This is a genomic window from Methylophaga sp. OBS4, from assembly GCF_026319305.1.
GTDB lineage: Bacteria > Pseudomonadota > Gammaproteobacteria > Nitrosococcales > Methylophagaceae > Methylophaga.
The window spans coordinates 25141-45303 of the sequence record NZ_JAPDMV010000026.1; the positions used below are offsets into that span (position 1 = coordinate 25141).

Sequence of the window (20163 nt, forward strand, 5' to 3'; positions counted from 1 at the left end):
CATTATGGCAGAGAACAACAAGCATAAATGGTCACAAAAAGTAACCGGGACCAGCGATGCTTTGGATCTGGAACCGGGCGTATTTACCTGGGAGGATCCCAAACAAATTGCACTGTCGTTACAACGCTCGGCCGAGCAAAGCAAACGCCGCAAGGCTGATCCGTTTCGTTCGGCCATGTCGATGCTGACCTTTTATATCAACCGGGCGGGAAGTCAGCTGCCGGAAACACAGAAACAGCGACTGGAACAGGCCAAGGATGAACTGCGCGAACTCTATGGCAGACCGAGACGAAAACAGAAAGCGGAGTAATAGCAGCCAATGGTGATGGAAAACATTAACGCCCGCCTGTTGTGGGAAATCTTCAAACATGTACGCAGCTGGCTGGCGAATCTGAATCGTGCCAGTGAACAGCGGCAGCAGGATTCGGTCAAAGCATTACGGGAGGTGATTATCGCCGCCAGAGAAACAGCCGTCTATATGCGTCAGATTCAAGATACAGAAAACCGACATCATGCTACCGAAAGTCATCTGGCCAGCCTCTGGACCCGGCTGGGTTTTGAACTCGAAGATCTGGGGCTGAACAAATTAGCCAAACGCTGCCAGATCACCGGCAAACACTGGGCCGACCCGACCCATTATGATGAAACGTTTCTGCACAAAGCCGATATCAGTCTGGAGACCATGGAAAAGCTGGCCAATCAAATCCTGCACCATATCAAAAACTGACAGCCTCGAATGAAAGAAGCACATTGGCTGGTTTTAGCCCCTCCTTCGGCACCACTCTGAGCAGATGCTGCTCCCCCTGACATGTTCAGTCATACAGCTAGAGCTCCGAACAGGTCTCGCTGATATCGTGCATTTCCAGGTTGTTTCGGTATATATTTGACTCAGTAATAACGGATCATGGCGAGGGAGCGGACATGAAAAGGATTATTATATTTGCCGATGGCACATGGAACTCACCGGAACAAGGTGGCGCCACTAACGTTCTGCAAATGGCCCGTGCAGTCAAACCGGAAGCAAACGATAAGGAACAAGTTGTGTTCTATGACTGGGGCGTCGGCACTGACCGCAAAAAAATGATGGGCGGCATTTCCGGTGCCGGCATCGATAAAAACATTATGGACTGTTACCGCTTTATCGTTCACAACTACCATCCAAACGATCAGCTGTTTTTCTTCGGTTTCAGCCGCAGCGCTTACACTGTGCGTTCACTGGCAGGGTTTATCCGCAACTGCGGCCTGCTCAAACGCGAACATGCCAGCCAGATTCCGGCCGCCTACCAACTCTACCGCAAACGCAGCAAATCCAGCAGTCCCGATGAAGTGATGGCGGTTACCTTCCGGCAAAAATATGCCGTTGCCGATACTACCCCGATCGAATTTGTCGGTGTCTGGGATACGGTCGGTGCCCTCGGTATTCCGGTGCCCTTCTGGGGCAACCTGGGCAAACAGGAATTTCTATTTCACGACCTGGAACCCAGCAAGATTATTCAGCATGCGCGTCATGCTGTTTCCATCGATGAAAATCGTCAGGATTTTGAACCGAGCTTATGGGATCCCAAAGCCAATATCGATCTGAAACAGGTCTGGTTTGCCGGCGTGCATTGCGATATCGGCGGTGGTTATGAGGAATCCGGCCTGAGTCACTGCGCCGCGCAATGGATGTTAAATGAAGCTGCAGAATGCAGCCTTGAGTTCGAACCCCATTTCATCAACAGTCTCTCCCCTGATCCCGGCGACAAACAACATAACGAACGCAAAGGCATCTACCTGGCGCGCCGGGAATATGTCCGTGAAGTCAAAGGTCTTGTGCACCAATCTGTCAAGCAGCGCTGGGACAATAATGCACAAAACTATCGCAAGAAAAGCAAAGCGTTAACCCGGTTTTTGGACTTGGTGAACCACGACTGGGCGCAAGTGGAGCTGGTGAACTGAAGTAAACACTCTTGCTCAATCAATGAATAGCAATCCTCAGCTGAAACCCGTCCCACTTTCAACCTTCTTATTCCAGCCCGAATTTTTAATCTGGAAGCCAGATTCTTGATCCGGGTTCAAACAGGCTTATGCGTTACCTATTTAAGCGCCCCGGACTGTGTAATATGAAATCAAGCCTTACTTTTATGCTTCCGCGGATTCAACTCGTAAGTACAACTCACAGAGCCGAGCCGATTGCAGAATAATTAGGATCATCGCCCCCCTTTACCCTGGGGAAACGGGGGCGCTCTCGCACGGCGCACAGCCTTGCAGAATCGCACCGCTCACCGGATTAGGCCGGAATACAGTACAGCCTTTCAGCCCCACGCGGTAAGCGTCCATATAAAGCGATTCAAACATCGCAAAATCACAGTCCTGCGGTACATTAACTGTTTTTGAGATCGCATTGTCGACAAAAGGCTGCAACGCCGCTTGCATATCAAGATGCTGTCTGGGGGAAAGTCGGGAAGCATCGGTATAAAACGGAGGCAGACCTTCTTCGCCCTTTTGTTGCCACCGCTGCACAGCATAATCCTGCAACTGAACGTCACGTTCCCCTGTTTCGGTCATCACCCGCCGGCTATAACTTTGGGCAAAAACCGGCTCGACACCACTGGAAACATTACCGGCCAGCAAGCTAATCGTGCCGGTTGGCGCAATCGCCAGCAGATGACTGTTACGAAGACCATAACGTTTTATCCCCTGCACAATATCCTTGGGTAATGAAGTTATAAAAGGGGATTGCAGATACGCATCGGCGTCAAACAAGGGAAATACCCCTTTTTCCTTTGCCAATTCAATAGAACTGCGATAGGCACGATGACAAATTGTTGCCATGATTCGGGCAGCCATCTCACGTCCTGTGTTTTCACCATAAGACAATCCCAGCATGATCAACGTATCGGCCAACCCGGTCATCCCCATTCCGATACGACGTGTTGCACTGGCCTGATCTTGCTGTTGCGGTAACGGATATAGTGAACACTCGATTACATTGTCCAGCAGGCGCACTGCTATCTGCACATGCTCCTCAATCGCATGCATATCAATACGGGCTGCTGAAGTGAACGGCTCGCGAACAAATCGGGTCAGGTTAATTGAACCCAGATTACAGCAACCATAAGGCTGTAACGGAATTTCACCACAAGGATTGGTCGCGGTGATTTGCTCACAATAATAGAGATTGTTCCACTGATTAATGCGATCGATAAACAATACGCCCGGCTCAGCATAATCATAGGCTGCGCTTATGATCTGATGCCATAAGTCACGTGCTTTCAGACGCCTGAATACCCGACACCTTACCGCTCCATCATAGCCCGGCCAATGGCTCATTACCGATTCACCGTCGGCCGCTGCCGGATCCGGAAACAATAACGACCAATCTTCATCGTTTTCTACAGCTTGTATCAACTTATCACTGACCAATACTGAAAGATTGAAGCGGCGCAAGACATTTTGCTGCTGTTTGGCAGTGATGAACGTTTCGATATCAGGATGATCACAACGCAATGTCGCCATCATCGCGCCGCGCCGAAACCCGCTGGATAACACTGTTGCACACATGCTGTCCCAAATATGCATAAATGAAACAGGCCCTGAAGCCGTGCTGCCAACCCGGCGAGCCGGCATGCCACGGGGACGCAAAGTCGAAAAATCATAGCCGACGCCGCCGCCCATCTGCATCGTCACCGCGCCTTCTTTCAACGCCTCGAAGATCCCGTTCATCGAATCCTCAATCTGCCCCATCACAAAGCAATTGAACAAAGTCACATTGCGACCGGTACCGGCACCAGCCAGAATCCGACCACCGGGCAGAAACTTGCATTCTGACAACAAATATCGAAAACGCTGCGCCCATGATGATTGGGCTACAGGTTCAACGGCCGACAGTGCTTCGGCAACACGATCCCAGGTTTCCTGAATGCAGTTATCATCCTTACCGGTACCCCGCAAGCGGTATTTGCTGGCCCATACCAGATTGGCAATATCGTTCAATGCATACTCATCGCTCATCATAGATGGCCCTCTTTATCCAGCATTGACCGATGCTACCTTTCACAAAAAGAGTGAAATAACATCATTTCTTATAATTCTTATGACTAGTGTAGTACTGTTTCGGTGGTACAATAATTTTGTACAGGAATCGTTTTAAAACGGTATACCTTGTAATCAGCTAGATCAATAGCGAAAGAAGAATAAGCCTTTATTTTTATTAGGAAATAAGGCTTAGGAGGGTAAAGACATGATTATGTCGGACATTGTCAAAACCTATCTGGATGATAAAGGCATTGAATTTCAACTGAGTTCTCACCCCAGAACGAGTTCCAGCCGCCAAACCGCCGCCGCAGCACATGTGAATGAAAATCAGCTCGCCAAAGCCGTATTACTGAAACATGGTTGGGAATACCTGATGGTCGTGATTCCGGCCGACAGCCGGGTCAAACTTGATAGTATCGCCGCCGAAATGGGCGAACAATACGAAGTAGCGCCCACTCACAAAGTCGAGTCTCTGCTCGAAGATTGTAAACCGGGCGCTATCCCACCTATCGGTCACGCTTATGGCGTTGAAACGCTGGTCGATGAATCGCTGGACCAGTTGTCTGATGTTTATTTCGAAGCCGGCGACCATGAGCATCTGGTACATGTAGACGGGCAAGCTTTTCACAAGATGCTGGGTGACTGTCGTCACGGACGGTTCAGCACCCCCGCCAGATAGTCCAGGTTAAACTGGCCTGACGCTGAGGTATTCCCCTACCTCAGCGCCGGGAGGTATTTGCCGTGTAATTTCAAGGAGCCGGTATTGGAAGAAATTCAGCAAGTGTTGGACTTTATTGTCGAAATCGAAAAACTCAAAAATGTACACCGTAAAACCAGGCCGGTCGGGCTGGAAAGATACGAAAACTCCGCCGAACACAGCTGGCATGTCTGCCTGTCGGCATTAATGCTCAAAGACTACGCCAACGACGATATCGATATCGATCGCGTCATTCGTATGCTGCTGATCCACGATCTGGGTGAAATCGATGCCGGCGACACTATTATCTACGCCAGTGAAACACGGGAACAAAAAGACCGGGAAGCTGCGGGCGTAAACCGGTTATTGGATCTGCTACCGGCAGGTAAAAGCGAACAATATATGGCGCTTTGGTATGAGTTCGAAGCCGGAGAAACTGCTGACGCCAAATACGCCCGTGCTATCGACCGAGTGCCTCCCCTCTTACATAACCTGTTTGGTAACGGGCACAGCTGGTCTGAACATAATGTCCCGAAAGAAAAGGTACTGTCGTTGAACAGCCGTATTGAACTTGGCAGCAAGGCTCTCTGGAACCTCTTGAAAGACAAGCTTGAAAATGCGGTATCACAGGGAATCCTGAAATAATTCCGTCACTTGCGTGAAATTTCCGGCTTACGGGTTTAATATTTGATATGGGAAGTTACCTTTCCTGCTGCTGATATATCACTCACCTGAAAGCGTGAGTTCGCGCCCGCTGTTGCAGACCTGCTGTATCAAGGCCGCATAACAACGGAATACCGGGGTGCGGCACACTCCGCTCCCCAATAATACTGGGAGATCCAATTATGAATGTACACAATATAAGAACCAAAGCATTCGTTATCATCACCGCCCTGCTACTGGCCGGACTCCAACCTTTATCCGCTCAAGAGGAACAGACGCAAACGCAAGAATCCCTTTATGATCGACTGGGCGGTCTTGCCCCGATCTCAGTTGTCGTCAGCGACTTTCTGGACGCACTGGTACCTGATCCTATCCTTAACGAGAATCCGGCAATCGATGCCGCCAGGAAAAGTGTGCCGACACCTTATCTCAAATATCATGTGACGGCCCTTGTATGTCAGGCCTCCGGTGGCCCTTGCCAGTACCACGGACGTGATATGAAAGAGTCACACGCACACTTGAATATTTCAGAAACGGAATGGGAGCGAATGGTCACCATCTTCAAAGAGCTGCTGGCCAAACACCAGGTCCCTGAACAAGAAACGACCGAGTTGCTGGCGATTATCGATTCAACAAAAGCTGACATTGTTATCGCTAAAATGGATATGGAATAAGGTTATTAGCTGACATCAGCAGTGGTAGATAATGCCAACTGCTGATGTCAGTATTAACAACTGCAGCAAATTCGTTCTTCCTGTGCGGCCCTGTCTCTACAGGAATTGATCTGCTTTCCTTAACTAAACCAGTCACTATTGAAAGTAAATAACAGGATCTCCGCCTGCGCGGAAAATGCTGGCTTACACTACGTTTCGGCTGCCGGTTATTGATGCGTTAAAGCGACTCGCTGAAATACGCCCGGGCCTGCTGACAGTCCTGTTCGATCTGGGCCGTTAATGCTTGCAGCCCATCGAATTTTTGTTCATCCCGGATCTTATGCAGGAAATGCACCTGCACGTGTTCACCATAAATATCACGGTTAAAATCAAACAAGTGCACTTCCAGCAGGGCCTTGTCCCCCCCGATGGTGGGCCTGATGCCGATATTAGCCACGCCATTGACCGGCTCTTCATCGAGACCGAACAATTGCACTGCATAAACGCCGTTGAGCGGGATTTTACAGCGATGCAGGTGAATATTCGCAGTGGGGAAACCCATCTTGCGTCCACGCTTATCGCCATGTGCCACCCGGCCGCTCATCCGGTAAGGCCTTCCCAACAATTTTTCCGCCAGCGATAAATCGCCGTCCCTGAGCGCATCTCGGATACGTGTGCTACTGACCCGCATATGGTCGATGGCAAAAGTGTGCATATTCACCACCTGGAAACCATGTTCCCGCCCGGCCTTTTGCAACGAAGAGAAATCACCATTACGATGGCGGCCGAAACGGAAATCATCACCTACGACCAGGTAGCGTACCTTGAGTCCCTCCACCACCAGTTTCTGAATAAAGTCTTCCGCGGACATACGGGCGAGTTTTTCATCGAAACGCAACACGCACAATGCGTGGATCGAATAACAACGTAGTGCTTCGACCTTTTCACGGAATCTGGTCAGCCGTGCCGGCGCTTTGTCCGGAACAAAATATTCATACGGTTGCGGTTCAAAAGTAATCACCACAGCGGGCAAACCGAGCATATCGCCCTTCATGGCAAGCTGCCCGAGCACCGCCTGGTGCCCCAGGTGAACACCATCAAAATTACCAATGGTGGCAACACAACCTTCAAATGATTTGGGCAGGTTATGAAAACTGCGGATGATTTTCAGCATAGGTATCAATAACTAGAGTCAAGTCCAACGCAACAGATTAACGGCAATTAAGAAAACATTCCAGCAGGCAATGCGCGGATGATTACCTTAAATACCGACACAACCTGGAAATGTGCGATATCAGCAAGACAGGAAGCTTGCCCTTTTCCCGGCATAACATCACAGGAATAATTCTTCTCTTGCAAGATATGACAAAGAAGAGGGTAGCTTATCGCCTCGCCCTTGCGGGAGCCTGAAACTGCGCTACAGCCATTGCCAAGGAAAGAACCCCACTCGCTGCAGGCTGCACCTTGTTCTGGCTGTTTTCATAGGCTCTGATACGCACATTTCCAGGTTGTGTCGGTATACAATGTGCCGTTGAGTAGATTTTGTTTAGAGGCCCACATGGTGGCAAAACGAAAAAAACTGGATTATGAAGCAGCCGTAAAAGAACTGGAAGCGCTGGTTGAACGTCTGGAACAGGGTGATATCAGTCTTGAAGAATCACTGAAACTTTATGAACGCGGGGTGTTACTGACACGCGACTGCCAGGAATCTTTGCAAGCAGCGGAACAAAAGGTACAAATGCTGTTACAACAATCCGGCCAAACCAATATGGTCGATTTTGATCCTGAATCCGACGAATCGTGAATCCAAAATTTCCCCTGAACGACTGGATGCAAGCACATCAGTCTCAGATCGAATTTGTGCTTGCTAAACGTCTGGCAGCGAATAATCAGCACAGTTCAGATCGCTTAATCGAAGCCATGCGCTATGCCACTTTAAGCAACGGTAAAAGATTACGTGCCTTGCTGGTGTATGCGACGGGCGAAACCTTGGGCGCCGATAAAGCCGCACTGAACGCTGCCGCTTCTGCTGTAGAGATGATTCATGCTTACTCCCTGGTCCATGATGATATGCCGATCATGGATGACGATGATTTGCGCCGTGGCCGTCCGACCTGTCATAAAGCTTTTGATGAAGCCACAGCCTTGCTGGTCGGTGACGCATTGCAGACGCTGGCATTTGAGACCCTGTGTGATGATGCTTTGACTCCGCAACAACAAAGTAAGATGGTTAAACGGCTAGCCCAGGCTTCCGGCGCCTATGGCATGGCTGGCGGTCAAGCCATTGATCTGGAGTCCGTAGGTAAAAAACTGGATATCAATGCCTTGCAAGCGATGCATAAACTCAAAACTGGCGCATTGATTCGTGCCAGTGTCGCCTTGGGTGCATTAGCCGCTCCCAATTGTAAAGAAGAAACATTAGCGCGTCTGGATCGCTATGCGGACTGTATCGGACTGGCTTTCCAGGTTCAGGATGATGTGCTGGATGTGATTGCCGACACTGAAACATTAGGCAAAACTCAAGGTGCCGATATCGCGTTAAACAAACCGACCTACCCTGCTTTGCTCGGGCTGGAAAAAGCCCAGCAGAAAGCGGTGGCGCTGATTGAAAAAGCGCTTGGCCAGCTTGCAGAGTTACCCTGTAATACTGAAGTACTGGCAGCTTTGGCCCAGTTCGTTGTGAAACGTTCACACTGAGAACTCAAGATTGATGGAAACCCTACTCGCCCAAATTAACAGCCCGGATGACCTGCGAATGCTGGATAAAAAACAGTTGCCGCAACTCGCCGAAGAGCTCAGATCGCTGATCGTAGACAGTGTTCAGCAAACAGGCGGCCATATTTCCTCCAATCTCGGCGTGATAGAACTGACGTTGGCTTTGCATTATGTATTCAACACCCCCGAAGACCGGCTGGTCTGGGATGTCGGCCATCAGAGTTATGTGCATAAAATTCTGACCGGACGCCGGGACCGGATGAACAGCATGCGTCAACCCGGTGGCTTGTCCGGCTTTCCCAAGCGTAGCGAAAGTGAATATGACACCTTCGGAGTGGGCCATTCCAGCACCTCCATCAGCGCCGCTTTAGGTATGGCCATCGCGGCCCAGGCTAATAATGATCCACGTCATGCCGTCGCTGTGATCGGCGATGGGGCTTTGACCGCAGGCCAGGCTTATGAAGCATTGGCACATGCCGGTGATTTAAATGCCAACCTGCTGGTGGTGCTCAACGACAATGAAATGTCTATTTCCAGGAATGTGGGCGGCATGGCCAATTATCTGGCAAAACTGCTCTCCGGCAAGTTTTACGCTTCAGCACGTGAAGGCAGTAAACGCGTGCTGGAAAAAATCCCGCCTGCCTGGGAAATCGCCCGCCGCGCTGAAGAACATATGAAAGGCATGGTTGTTCCCGGCACCTTATTCGAAGAAATGGGCTTCAACTATATCGGCCCGATTGATGGCCATGATCTGGATACCTTGATTGCCACCCTGACCAATCTGCGCGCGCGTAAAGGCCCGCAGTTTCTGCATATTGTCACCAAAAAAGGCAAAGGGTATGAACCGGCTGAACAACAGCCCTGCAAGTACCACGGTGTCAGCCCGGCTAACAGCAAGTCATCCGGTCCCAGTTATACCCAGGTCTTTGGCCGCTGGCTTTGCGATATGGCAAAACAAGACCCGGATTTGATCGGCATTACTCCCGCCATGTGTGAAGGTTCGGGGCTGAACCGTTTTGCTGAAGACTACCCGGAACGCTATTTCGATGTCGGTATTGCCGAACAGCATTCGGTCACCCTGGCGGCCGGTCTGGCCTGTGAAGGCAAAAAGCCGGTAGTGGCGATTTATTCAACTTTTCTGCAACGTGCTTATGATCAGTTAATTCATGATGTTGCGCTGCAAAATCTGCCGGTGTTATTTGCCATTGATCGCGCCGGCCTGGTCGGTGCTGACGGCCCGACCCATGCAGGCAGCTTCGATCTGAGCTATCTGCGCTGTATTCCCAATATGGTGGTAATGGCACCCGCCGACGAAAATGAATGCAGGCAAATGCTGACCACCGGTTTTCACCACAACGGCCCCTGTGCCGTACGTTATCCACGCGGCAGCGGTACCGGCAAAGCTATTGAGCCGAAACTGACAACCATCGAAATAGGTAAAGCCGAGGTAAAACATCAGGGCGAAAAAGTCGCGATTCTGGCCTTCGGCAGTATGGTACCAGCGGCTATTGAAGCGGCAGCACAAATCAATGCTACCGTGGTCAATATGCGTTTCGTCAAACCGCTGGATACTGAGATCATCAAAATGCTGGCAGACAGCCATGAACTCGTTGTCACCATTGAAGAAAACGCGTTGATGGGCGGTGCCGGCAGCGCAGTGAATGAATATCTGCGTGCTATCAACCATCCGGTGCCAATCAGACTGATGGGCCTGCCTGACAGTTTTATCGATCATGGCGTTCACCAACAGATGCTGAGCGATTGCGGACTCGATGCACCAGGCATTATCCGTACCATTAATCAGTACTTTACGGCATAATACCTGTCCTCGAGAACGATTCCTGAGTATAATAGTCAACATTATGAGTGCAACTTACACCCTGAAAATCCTGGCAGATTTTGCGTCGGCCCACACCCTGAGAGACTACCCGGGAGATTGCCGGCGGATGCATGGCCACAACTGGAAACTTGAAGTTGAAGTCACGGCAACCGCGTTGAACCAACATGGCATGGGCATGGATTTCAAAACCATTAAAACAGCCACCCGGGAACTGGCTAAAACGTTGGATCACCGTTATCTGAATGATATCCCACCATTCGATACCATTAACCCGACAGCTGAGAACATTGCTCAATATTTCTACCAGATGCTGAGTGATACGCTCAACAACGATACAGCCAAGATTTCAGGTGTTACCCTGTGGGAAACAGATCGCGCCTGCGTAAGATATAGCGAGGATTAATTCAATATGACCACTAGCCAAGTGAAACCTGAACGTCACAATGAAATTGAAGACGTACAAAATATCGCCGATCAGCGCAAAATTGCGATTGATAAAGTCGGCATCAAAGACATTAAACATCCGGTCAAGGTCAGCGACCGTACTACCGGTGAACAGCACACTATTGCTAATTTCAATATGTATGTGAACCTGCCGCACCAGTTCAAAGGCACACATATGTCACGCTTTGTTGAAATTCTGAATCAGCACGAACGTGAAATCACTGTTAAGTCTTTCCGTGAAATGATGGGCGAAATGACCGAGCGTCTGGATGCTGAATCCGGCTATATCGAGATGAGTTTCCCCTATTTTGTCAATAAGGCAGCGCCTATCACTGGCGTGAGAAGCCTGATGGATTACCAGGTCAGCTTTATCGGCGAAATCATCGGCGAGAAAACGGCTATGTCAGTTAAAGTCATCATACCGGTGACCAGCCTGTGCCCATGTTCAAAAAATATCTCTGACTATGGCGCTCACAACCAACGCTCTCATGTCACACTGACGGTACGAGTGCACAGCTTTGTCTGGATTGAAGATCTGATTGATCTGGTGGAAAAACAAGCTTCTTGCGAAATTTTCGGCTTGCTGAAACGCCCGGACGAGAAATATGTCACTGAGCATGCCTACGATAATCCGAAATTTGTTGAAGACATGGTGCGTGATATCGCCGCCAAACTGAATGAAGACAAACGTATTGATGCTTATATCGTCGAGTCGGAAAACTTCGAATCAATTCATAACCACTCGGCTTATGCGCTGATTTCAAAAGGCTTTGACTGAACAACAAGTTACCGCATTTAACAAAAAATGCCCGCTAGCATTGCTTGCGGGCTTTTTTATTTGTGGGTTATATACTCAATCAACCTCAAAATGGCGGTGTCAGAATTTCTGTCTTAAATCCAGTCGTTCACCATTGTGCTGCATATCCAGCTGTCCCAGAAAGGTCATACCCAACAGCGCCGTTGTCGGCTCGGGACCGTCAATAACCATTGCGCCGACGTTGTAGAGCTTGATTTCTTGCAACTGTACATAGTCCAGCTGGACCTTATAAGCCATTTCTATCCCTGAGGCCGTTTTAACCGCTATGGCCTGACCGCGCAGATAATCCAGTCCCAGTCTTTTAGCTGTCGCTGCATTCAATGCCACGGCAGAGGCCCCGGTATCAACCAGGAAATCAACCGCGTAACCGTTGATCGTACCAGTCGTGAGATACATACCGTTGGTGGGCCAGAGGCTGACCTCGGGCTGGGCAGGTGCCGCAGTATAGTTGCTGCCGATATGATTCCCCAGCAGATAGGTTTGTTGTTTGCCATTGACTTCCAGTACGGCACTCTGACTGTTAGCAGAAATCAGCTTGACCCCTTCAGGTGTTGTTTTGCCTACTTTAAGCAGGTGCTGTTTTTTGTTGATCTCAACCACCGCCTGGTCAGCAAATAAGCCAACAACTACAATATCGAGTTCTTCAGCCCATGTCGACGCGGCATTTAACAGTATAATAAGCGCAGTAAGCCAATATTTAGACATGATTTTTCCATTTAATCCAGGTTCTGATACGCAACAAAATGAATATACAACCCTATCCTTCCGTGACCGGTGTCATACTCGCCGGAGGCCAGGCTCGTCGCATGGGGGGTGAGGATAAAGGCCTGCTCCATTATCAACATAAACCTATGGTCAGCTATGCAATTGAGGCCATGCGTCCACAAGTTGATACCCTCATTATTAACGCTAATCGTAATATTGACCAGTACCAGATGTTTGGTTATCCCGTGGTCAGTGATTCCATTGAAGGTTTTCACGGCCCGCTGGCGGGTATGCTGACGGCGATGGAAAATACTGACAGTGATTACATTCTGACTGCGCCTTGTGACAGCCCCAGCATTACGCCTAACTTGCGACAACGTATGATGGAAACCTTGCTTCTCTCTCACAGTGAAGTTGCGGTGGCGAGTGACGGCGACAGAATGCAACCTGTTTTCTGCCTGATTCCCTGTCGCCTCAAACAGGATTTAAAACACTTCCTGCAACAGGGCGAACGCAAAATTGATCGCTGGCTGGCACAATATAAACTGGCGGAAGTCGATTTTTCGGATCAGTTGCACACCTTTATCAATTGTAATCATCCTGAAGATCTGCAGCAGATCAATCCAATTAAAGCGCCTTTGCCGATGATAGGTTTTTCCGCGTTCAGCGGCACCGGCAAAACAACGCTGCTGACTCAGTTACTACCCAAATTGACTCAGCGCGGCATTCGGGTCGCTGTGATTAAACATGCCCATCACAACTTCGATATCGACAAGCCGGGCAAAGACAGCTACGAAATTCGCGAAGCCGGTGCCCAACAAATGCTGATTGCCTCGGCCAAAATGATGGCTTTGATAGAAAAAAACAGCGGTGACGATAAAGATCCAAATCTTGCTGAATTACTGCCGAGACTGGATCACAGCCAGCTGGATTTGATTCTGGTGGAAGGATTCAAACACGAGGTATTTCCCAAGATCGAATTGCATCGTCCGAGCCTTGGCAAACCGTTGTTATTCAAGGATGATCCGTACATCATAGCTATTGCCAGCGATAGCCAGCTCGCGGAAACAGCCACTATCGATCGGCTGGATCTGAATGATATTGATGCAATAGCGGACTATATTGAACTTTTTATGAATACAGGGACTGCTTGATGATGGCCGAATTTATTCCACAACCCAGCTGTGCTGATCCACAGGAACAAAATAACCTCAGTGTTGAACAAGCCAGAGCCCAGATCAGTCAATTAATCACGCCGATGAATGCCTGGCAGAAATGTGCTCTGCGTGAGGCTTTGGGGCAGATATTACACGCGCCTGTGATTTCACCCCTGCAGGTACCACCTCACAACAACTCAGCAATGGACGGTTATGCTGTTCGCAGTGCAGATATGCAGCCCGACGCTTTCAGTCTCAAACAAGTCGGTATTGCTTATGCCGGCCAACCGTATCAGGGCGATATTAACGCAGGGGAATGTGTGCGGATTATGACCGGCGCAATGATGCCGCCTGAATGCGACACCGTCATTATGCAGGAACATGTTGAAGTCAAGGATAACCTCATCACCGTACATGGCAAACAAAAGGCCGGCCAAAATGTGCGTATGGCCGGTGAAGATATCCAGGCCGGCGATGCCGTGTTACCGGCTGGTCACAGAATCACCCCGGCCGATATGGGGCTGATTGCCTCTTTGGGCATTGGCGAAGTGATTGTCAAACGTCGTCTGCGTGTGGCGTTTTTTTCCACCGGTGATGAGCTGCGCTCCATTGGTGAACAGCTCGAACCCGGCCAAATCTACGACAGTAACCGTTACACGCTCTACGGCATGCTGAAACGGCTTGATGTGGAAGTGATGGATATGGGGGTGGTCGCGGACGAAAAAGCCGCACTTAAACAGGCTTTACAGCAGGCTGCGGCTGAGGCCGATGTGGTGATCACTTCCGGGGGCGTATCGGTAGGTGATGCCGATTATGTTAAGGAAATGCTGGCTGAATTGGGCCAGGTCAATTTCTGGAAAATTGCGATGAAACCGGGCCGGCCTCTGGCATTTGGTAAAATAGGAACTGCGTCGTTTTTTGGTCTGCCCGGCAACCCGGTTTCAGTGATGGTCACCTTTTACCAGTTTGTACAACCCGCCTTGAAACAAATGACAGGGGAAAAGACGCATCCGGTACCGTTAATGCAGGTTAAAACTGAGAGTACAATCCGCAAGCGTCCGGGCCGCTTTGAATTTCAACGTGGCATATTATTCGAAGATGAAAATGGTGAACTCAGGGTTCGTACCACCGGGCAGCAGGGCTCCGGTATTCTTCGCTCTATGAGTGTGGCGAACTGTTTTATCCTGCTGGATGAAACATCTGACGGTATCGAACCGGGCATGACTGTCACCGTACAACCTTTTGCTGGTTTCGTTTAATGAGTGATTTATTAGTAAAACAACAGCGTGAGTTTAATAAACTGCGTAAACGCCTGCGTCGTCAGGTAGGTCAGGCTATCGCTGACTACAATATGATTCAGGATGGCGACAAAGTCATGGTCTGTCTGTCAGGCGGCAAAGACAGTTACACCCTGCTCGATATTCTACTGAACCTGCGAGATCATGCACCGGTTGATTTCGAATTGATCGCAGTCAACCTTGATCAGAAACAACCGGGCTTTCCGGAAGAGGTATTGCCCGAATATTTGTCTTCGATTGGCGTGCCTTACCATATCATTGAAAAAGACACCTACAGCATCGTCAAAGAAGTGGTACCGGAAGGTAAGACTACGTGTGGTATCTGTTCCCGCCTGCGCCGCGGATCTTTATACGGTTATGCCCGTCAAAACGGCATTACCAAGATTGCGCTGGGCCATCATCGTGACGATATTATCGAAACCCTGTTTCTGAACATGTTTTACGGCAGCAAAATAAAAGCGATGCCGCCCAAGCTGCTAAGCGATGACAAAACCAATATCGTCATCCGCCCGCTCAGTTACGCTAAAGAAGCCGATATTGCCCGCTACGCCGAGGCTATGCAATTCCCCATCATCCCATGCAATCTGTGTGGTTCACAGGAAAACCTGCAACGTCAAATCATCAAAGACATGCTGCAAAACTGGGAAAAACAACATCCGGGCCGGCTGGAAAATATCTTCCGCAGTATCCAGAACCTGTCACCATCCCAACTGGCAGATACCGATCTGTTTAACTTCCATGAGCTGGAATTACAACGACAAGCGTCAACCGGTGATGAGGATCCGGTGTTTGATGATATGCAATTTCCGGCACTGGCCCGATAACAGTTTCCGTCACAAAGTTATCACCAGTTAAGCTGGATATTACAAGTTAATGATAACAACCGGCGCTAAGTTGTTGAATTCGATAAAAACAAATATAAGTAACTGTTTTTTATATACTTAATTTTGTGGTCGATTTTTAACCATCACTGAGCGGCTTGTTACAGAATAATGACTTAGCGATTTTCACAACACTTAACCACAGAGTTATCCACAGAAAATGTGGGTAACTCTGTAAGTCATTGAAAGCCTGTTAACCCCCCGTTTTTGTGCGCCTTGAATCTAATTGAAAGGTCGTGTAGCCGGTAAAACTCGGTACAGATAACTACTATCAGTCATTATTTTGTCGGCGGCGTGAAATCTTCGGAGAACTCCAAAGCATTACCATCAGGATCCCGACAGAAAAATGCGGCGCGGCCTGACTTACTGCGCGAAAATGTTATACCTGCCGCTTCCAGTCTTTCGGCCAGCTTTTCCAAATCATCCACCACCAGTGCCACATGACGATCACGACCACCATGCTGTGGGCGCTCCGTGGCTGCATCCGGATTGGGCAGCTTCATCAAATGCAACTGCTGGCCATGACTGCCAATATCCAGCCAGGCACCGTCAAAGCCAAAATCAGGACGATTGGGGTTAAGCGGGATTTGCAGAACATCGCAATAAAATGCCAGTGATCGTTGCACATCTTCCACCAGAAAACTGGCATGGGCAATTGATTTAATCATGCTTGAGACCTAAAAGATTGTTGAAGAAAAAGCTGTTTGTTAGACAGCAAAATAAACATCAGCGTCATGGCACTAACACCGTTGATAACAGTACTTAGACTTATAAATTATAAGTTTAAGTACCTGGAGTCTGTAGGACTCCTAGTTTAACGCGAAGCAGCTTGATACCGAAACAACCTGGATTTAGCCCAAAGCTCAGGCGTTAACTGTATTTACCACTTCGGGCGATGCCATATGCGGCAATAAAGATCAGGATTCCCCCCACCCACTCAACAGATGACATACGTTCACTGGTCAACCACCAGGCGGATAACGCCGCGACCAGCAGCTCGAATAACATCAGGATAGCCGCCCGGAAAACCGGCATTCTGGCCAGCCCGTACAGAACAGATACGGTCATGGCACTGATACACAAACCACCGATTATCACCACTGTTCCCCACAAGTTCAGGCTCACATCCGGCACGGCCGACTGCTGTGTCAACAACACGGCTACTGCCACCACTACCACTCCCCAGTACACCACCGTGGTTTTCACTTCCATCGCTACCAGGGCCAGTTTACGGCTGAGCACGTTGTTTATGGAAAATGCCACGCTGGCAAAAAGCGCCAGCCAGTCTGCCGGACCGTGTGGCCATGGCCAGCCTATTTGCGGGTGCCACAACATCATGAAAGTGCCAAACATGGCAATCATGATCATCAGCATAGAAAAGCGGGAAATTCTTTCCCCCAACCACCAGCGGCCTAATAATACGGACCACAAAGGCGAGAGATAAAATAACAGCATGACCCGTAATACTTCGCCTTCAATCAACGCGACCAGAAAAGCAATATTAGTGGCCCCTGCTGCCAGCGCCAGAAACCATAAATCTACCGGCCAGCGGGTAGTCAGTTGATGACGAATACTCCAAAGTTGGGCGGTAGCCACTATCGCCGCGGTAACATACATCACCAGCGTACTCCACACCACCGGTAATCCGGCCTGTTCCAGCAATCGCATCGGATACCAGATCAGCCCCCACATGGCTGAAGCAAAAAGGATCGCGCTAATGGCTAAATAGTATTCTTTGGTATTAACTGAGGTCATGGCGACACCTTATAACACGAGTAGCACCCAACCCGTTATAATAGTCTGATTTTCATTAAACCCTGGTAGTTATGAATCCGGAACTGGCCAAATTACATCCTTACCCCTTCGAAAAACTGGCACAGTTGAAACAAGGGTGTGTACCGCCTGAAGATAAATCGCATATCGCGTTGTCAATTGGTGAGCCCAAACATCCGACGCCCGGTTTTATTACTGAGGAGGTCATCACCCATCTGCATGGCCTGTCCATTTATCCGACCACCGCAGGCACTAATAAGCTGCGCCATGCCATTGCCACCTGGCTGGATCAGCGTTTTCAGCTAGAGGGTCATATCAATGCGATGACTCAGGTGTTGCCGGTAAATGGCACCCGTGAAGCTTTGTTTGCGTTTGCTCAAACTATTGTCGACGCTAGCCGAAGACCGCTGGTTCTGATGCCTAATCCGTTTTATCAGATCTATGAAGGTGCAGCGATTCTGGCCGGGGCCGAACCGTATTACCTCAACTGTAATGCGGAAAATAATTTTATCCCGGACTTTAATGCTGTCAGCAGCGAAGTCTGGCAACGCTGTCAGTTGTTGTATATATGCAGCCCGGGCAATCCCACTGGCGCGGTCATCGATCAAAACACGCTGGTCCAGCTTATCGAACTGGCTCATTTGCATGACTTTGTAATCGCCGCAGATGAGTGTTATTCAGAAATTTATAATGAAGAAGGTGCAGCCCCGGTCGGCTTGTTGCAAGCAGCTTATCAGGCAGGTTACACGGATTTAAGCCGGTGTGTGGTATTCCACAGCCTGTCCAAGCGCTCTAATGCACCGGGTTTGCGCAGCGGTTTTGTCGCCGGGGATGCCGGTATTTTGAAACAATTCCTGCGTTATCGCACCTATCACGGTTGTTCGATGCCACCGGCTACCCAAGCGGCTTCCATCGTTGCCTGGCAGGATGAAGCACATGTTAAACACAACCGCGAGCTCTATCAGGAAAAATTCAAGGCAGTGCTGGAAATCCTGTCACCGGTTATGAATGTAAATATGCCGCAGGCAGGGTTTTATCTGTGGGCAGAAACGCCGATCGCCGACACCGTATTTGCCCGTCTGCTGTTTGAACAGCAGAATGTGACCGTTTTACCCGGCAGCTATCTGGCGCGAGATACTCAACAAGGTAACCCGGGATCCAATCGTGTGCGCATGGCATTGGTGGCGCCGCTGGAAGAATGTATTGAAGCTGCGAAGCGAATTCGCAGTCTTATCAAAAGTTTATAAATCAATGGAGACAGTAATATCATGAGCGATATTCAACAGATTATTGAAGAAGCCTTTGAGCGCCGTGCTGAAATCAACCCGTCCAATGCCGATGCCGACGTCAGAAATGCCGTCAACGAAGCGCTGGCCATGCTGGACAACGGCTCTGCCCGCGTCGCTGAAAAACAAAATGGTGACTGGATCGTCAATCAGTGGCTGAAAAAAGCCGTATTGCTGTCTTTTCGTCTCAATGACAACAAAATCATGGCTGGCAGCGAAACTAATTACTTCGATAAAGTTGATCCCAAATTCGCCAGTTTTAACGAAGATGATTTCAATAAAGCCGGTGTACGGGTGGTACCGCCCGCAGCTGTGCGTCGTGGTTCCTACATTGCGCCAGGCGTTGTATTGATGCCTTCCTACGTCAATATCGGTGCTTATGTCGATTCCGGTACCATGGTCGATACTTGGGCGACAGTGGGCAGCTGCGCCCAAATCGGCAAAAACGTGCACTTGTCCGGCGGTGTTGGTATCGGTGGTGTTCTTGAGCCACTGCAAGCAGGTCCAACTATCATTGAAGATAACTGCTTTATCGGCGCCCGCTCCGAGGTTGTTGAAGGCGTGATCGTTGAAGAAGGTTCAGTCATTTCAATGGGTGTCTACATCGGCCAAAGTACCAAGATCTTCAACCGTATGACCGGCGAAATTTCTTACGGTCGTATTCCTGCCGGTTCGGTTGTTGTGTCCGGCAACCTGCCATCCAAAGACGGTACTTACAGCCTGTATTGCGCAGTGATCGTCAAGCAGGTGGACGAGAAAACCCGCGGCAAAGTTGGCATAAATGAATTACTGCGTGATATTTAATACGGTCACGTTAGGTTTGATATAGCCGAGCCTATTACGCTGGTTCCCACGCTCTTGCGTGGGAACCTTTATACTGGCTAAAGCCGCTCCTACAAAAGTTCCACAACATCCGGCACCCGCAATCCTGTGTGGGCGCCATCAGGGACAGAAGCGTATTGATATGATTTTATTTGGCATCAAAAATTGCGATACCGTGAAAAAGGCCCGCCGCTGGCTGGATGAAAATAATGTGGCTTATCAATTCCATGACTTTCGTAAAGAGGGGCTGGATCAAGCTACTATCGAAGGCTGGCTCACATCGGTCAGTTGGGAGACCTTGCTGAACAAACGCGGCACTACCTGGCGTCAACTGGAAGACAGCCGTAAAGAGCATCTCGACCAGCAAACCGCCATAGCGCTGATGCTGAAAAACC

At 49.5% G+C, this 20163-nt stretch carries 22 protein-coding genes; 17 read left to right on the top strand and 5 right to left on the bottom strand.

Annotated elements, in window-relative coordinates; all coding sequences use genetic code 11:
• Positions 1-4 precede the first annotated feature (4 nt).
• From OMP95_RS09285 to OMP95_RS09295, 3 genes are all read left to right on the top strand, one after another.
• On the top strand, positions 5-310 hold the full coding sequence (locus OMP95_RS09285; protein WP_266328100.1) for a DUF3175 domain-containing protein: 306 nt from the start codon (positions 5-7) through the stop codon (positions 308-310).
• Between the two features lie 15 nt (positions 311-325).
• A complete protein-coding gene (locus OMP95_RS09290; protein WP_266328102.1) occupies positions 326-727 on the top strand; it encodes a hypothetical protein in 402 nt (133 codons plus the stop codon).
• Between the two features lie 194 nt (positions 728-921).
• Complete coding sequence (locus OMP95_RS09295) at positions 922-1938, top strand: DUF2235 domain-containing protein (protein ID WP_266328104.1); 1017 nt, start codon at positions 922-924, stop codon at positions 1936-1938.
• 264 nt (positions 1939-2202) lie between these two features.
• Here the strand turns inward: OMP95_RS09295 and OMP95_RS09300 are convergent, their stop codons facing one another.
• Positions 2203-3996: an adenosylcobalamin-dependent ribonucleoside-diphosphate reductase gene (locus OMP95_RS09300; protein WP_266328107.1), complete on the bottom strand. Its 1794-nt coding sequence runs from the start codon at positions 3994-3996 to the stop codon at positions 2203-2205.
• A 226-nt stretch (positions 3997-4222) separates the two neighbouring features.
• On the opposite strand from OMP95_RS09300, the gene OMP95_RS09305 reads away from it, so the two are divergent.
• From OMP95_RS09305 to OMP95_RS09315, 3 genes are all read left to right on the top strand, one after another.
• Entirely contained in the window at positions 4223-4696 is a 474-nt protein-coding gene (locus tag OMP95_RS09305; protein WP_266328109.1) for an aminoacyl-tRNA deacylase, read from the top strand.
• A gap of 84 nt (positions 4697-4780) precedes the next feature.
• On the top strand, positions 4781-5359 hold the full coding sequence (locus OMP95_RS09310) for an HD domain-containing protein (protein WP_266328111.1): 579 nt from the start codon (positions 4781-4783) through the stop codon (positions 5357-5359).
• Positions 5360-5559: 200 nt separating this feature from the next.
• Positions 5560-6051: a group I truncated hemoglobin gene (locus OMP95_RS09315; protein ID WP_266328113.1), complete on the top strand. Its 492-nt coding sequence runs from the start codon at positions 5560-5562 to the stop codon at positions 6049-6051.
• Positions 6052-6268: 217 nt separating this feature from the next.
• On the opposite strand, the gene ribF is transcribed toward OMP95_RS09315, so the two are convergent.
• Positions 6269-7204 (bottom strand): bifunctional riboflavin kinase/FAD synthetase, encoded by a 936-nt coding sequence (gene ribF / locus OMP95_RS09320; RefSeq protein WP_266328115.1) that lies wholly within the window; start codon positions 7202-7204, stop codon positions 6269-6271.
• Between the two features lie 384 nt (positions 7205-7588).
• Here ribF and OMP95_RS09325 point away from each other — a divergent pair, with 384 nt between their 5' ends.
• Genes OMP95_RS09325 through folE2 form a run of 5 tightly spaced genes read left to right on the top strand, consistent with a single transcriptional unit; the run spans position 7589 to position 11807 of the window.
• Positions 7589-7834: an exodeoxyribonuclease VII small subunit gene (locus OMP95_RS09325; RefSeq protein ID WP_266328117.1), complete on the top strand. Its 246-nt coding sequence runs from the start codon at positions 7589-7591 to the stop codon at positions 7832-7834.
• 26 nt (positions 7835-7860) lie between these two features.
• Positions 7861-8727 (top strand): (2E,6E)-farnesyl diphosphate synthase, encoded by an 867-nt coding sequence (ispA, locus tag OMP95_RS09330; protein ID WP_266328145.1) that lies wholly within the window; start codon positions 7861-7863, stop codon positions 8725-8727.
• A gap of 13 nt (positions 8728-8740) precedes the next feature.
• Positions 8741-10564, top strand: a complete 1824-nt coding sequence (gene dxs, locus OMP95_RS09335) for a 1-deoxy-D-xylulose-5-phosphate synthase (protein ID WP_266328119.1) — start codon at positions 8741-8743, stop codon at positions 10562-10564.
• 43 nt (positions 10565-10607) lie between these two features.
• The gene (gene queD / locus OMP95_RS09340; protein ID WP_266328121.1) at positions 10608-10988 is read left to right on the top strand and encodes a 6-carboxytetrahydropterin synthase QueD; all 381 of its coding nucleotides are present in this window, start codon (positions 10608-10610) and stop codon (positions 10986-10988) included.
• Between the two features lie 6 nt (positions 10989-10994).
• Complete coding sequence (gene folE2, locus OMP95_RS09345) at positions 10995-11807, top strand: GTP cyclohydrolase FolE2 (protein WP_266328123.1); 813 nt, start codon at positions 10995-10997, stop codon at positions 11805-11807.
• Positions 11808-11906: 99 nt separating this feature from the next.
• On the opposite strand, the gene OMP95_RS09350 is transcribed toward folE2, so the two are convergent.
• On the bottom strand, positions 11907-12551 hold the full coding sequence (locus tag OMP95_RS09350; RefSeq protein ID WP_266328125.1) for a retropepsin-like aspartic protease family protein: 645 nt from the start codon (positions 12549-12551) through the stop codon (positions 11907-11909).
• Between the two features lie 38 nt (positions 12552-12589).
• On the opposite strand from OMP95_RS09350, the gene mobA reads away from it, so the two are divergent.
• Genes mobA through ttcA form a run of 3 tightly spaced genes read left to right on the top strand, consistent with a single transcriptional unit; the run spans position 12590 to position 15830 of the window.
• Complete coding sequence (gene mobA / locus OMP95_RS09355) at positions 12590-13705, top strand: molybdenum cofactor guanylyltransferase MobA (RefSeq protein ID WP_266328127.1); 1116 nt, start codon at positions 12590-12592, stop codon at positions 13703-13705.
• A 2-nt stretch (positions 13706-13707) separates the two neighbouring features.
• Positions 13708-14967 carry a bifunctional molybdopterin-guanine dinucleotide biosynthesis adaptor protein MobB/molybdopterin molybdotransferase MoeA gene (locus OMP95_RS09360; RefSeq protein ID WP_266328147.1) on the top strand — a complete coding sequence of 420 codons (1260 nt, stop codon included), beginning with the start codon at positions 13708-13710 and terminating at the stop codon, positions 14965-14967.
• A complete protein-coding gene (gene ttcA / locus OMP95_RS09365) occupies positions 14967-15830 on the top strand; it encodes a tRNA 2-thiocytidine(32) synthetase TtcA (protein WP_266328129.1) in 864 nt (287 codons plus the stop codon). Before OMP95_RS09360 ends, ttcA begins: the two co-directional genes overlap by 1 nt.
• 335 nt (positions 15831-16165) lie before the next feature.
• Here ttcA and OMP95_RS09370 read toward each other — a convergent pair whose 3' ends face one another.
• Both OMP95_RS09370 and OMP95_RS09375 read right to left on the bottom strand, forming a co-directional pair.
• Positions 16166-16555, bottom strand: a complete 390-nt coding sequence (locus OMP95_RS09370) for a VOC family protein (RefSeq protein WP_266328131.1) — start codon at positions 16553-16555, stop codon at positions 16166-16168.
• Positions 16556-16757: 202 nt separating this feature from the next.
• Positions 16758-17642 carry a DMT family transporter gene (locus OMP95_RS09375; protein ID WP_266328133.1) on the bottom strand — a complete coding sequence of 295 codons (885 nt, stop codon included), beginning with the start codon at positions 17640-17642 and terminating at the stop codon, positions 16758-16760.
• Positions 17643-17713: 71 nt separating this feature from the next.
• Between OMP95_RS09375 and dapC the strand changes: the two genes are divergently transcribed.
• The 3 genes from dapC to OMP95_RS09390 form a co-directional block, all read left to right on the top strand.
• Positions 17714-18907 (top strand): succinyldiaminopimelate transaminase, encoded by a 1194-nt coding sequence (dapC, locus tag OMP95_RS09380; RefSeq protein ID WP_266328135.1) that lies wholly within the window; start codon positions 17714-17716, stop codon positions 18905-18907.
• Between the two features lie 21 nt (positions 18908-18928).
• Positions 18929-19750, top strand: coding sequence for a 2,3,4,5-tetrahydropyridine-2,6-dicarboxylate N-succinyltransferase (gene dapD, locus OMP95_RS09385; RefSeq protein WP_266328137.1), 822 nt, complete (start codon positions 18929-18931; stop codon positions 19748-19750).
• Positions 19751-19910: 160 nt separating this feature from the next.
• A partial coding sequence (locus OMP95_RS09390; RefSeq protein ID WP_266328139.1) for a Spx/MgsR family RNA polymerase-binding regulatory protein occupies positions 19911-20163 on the top strand: 253 nt, incomplete at its 3' end.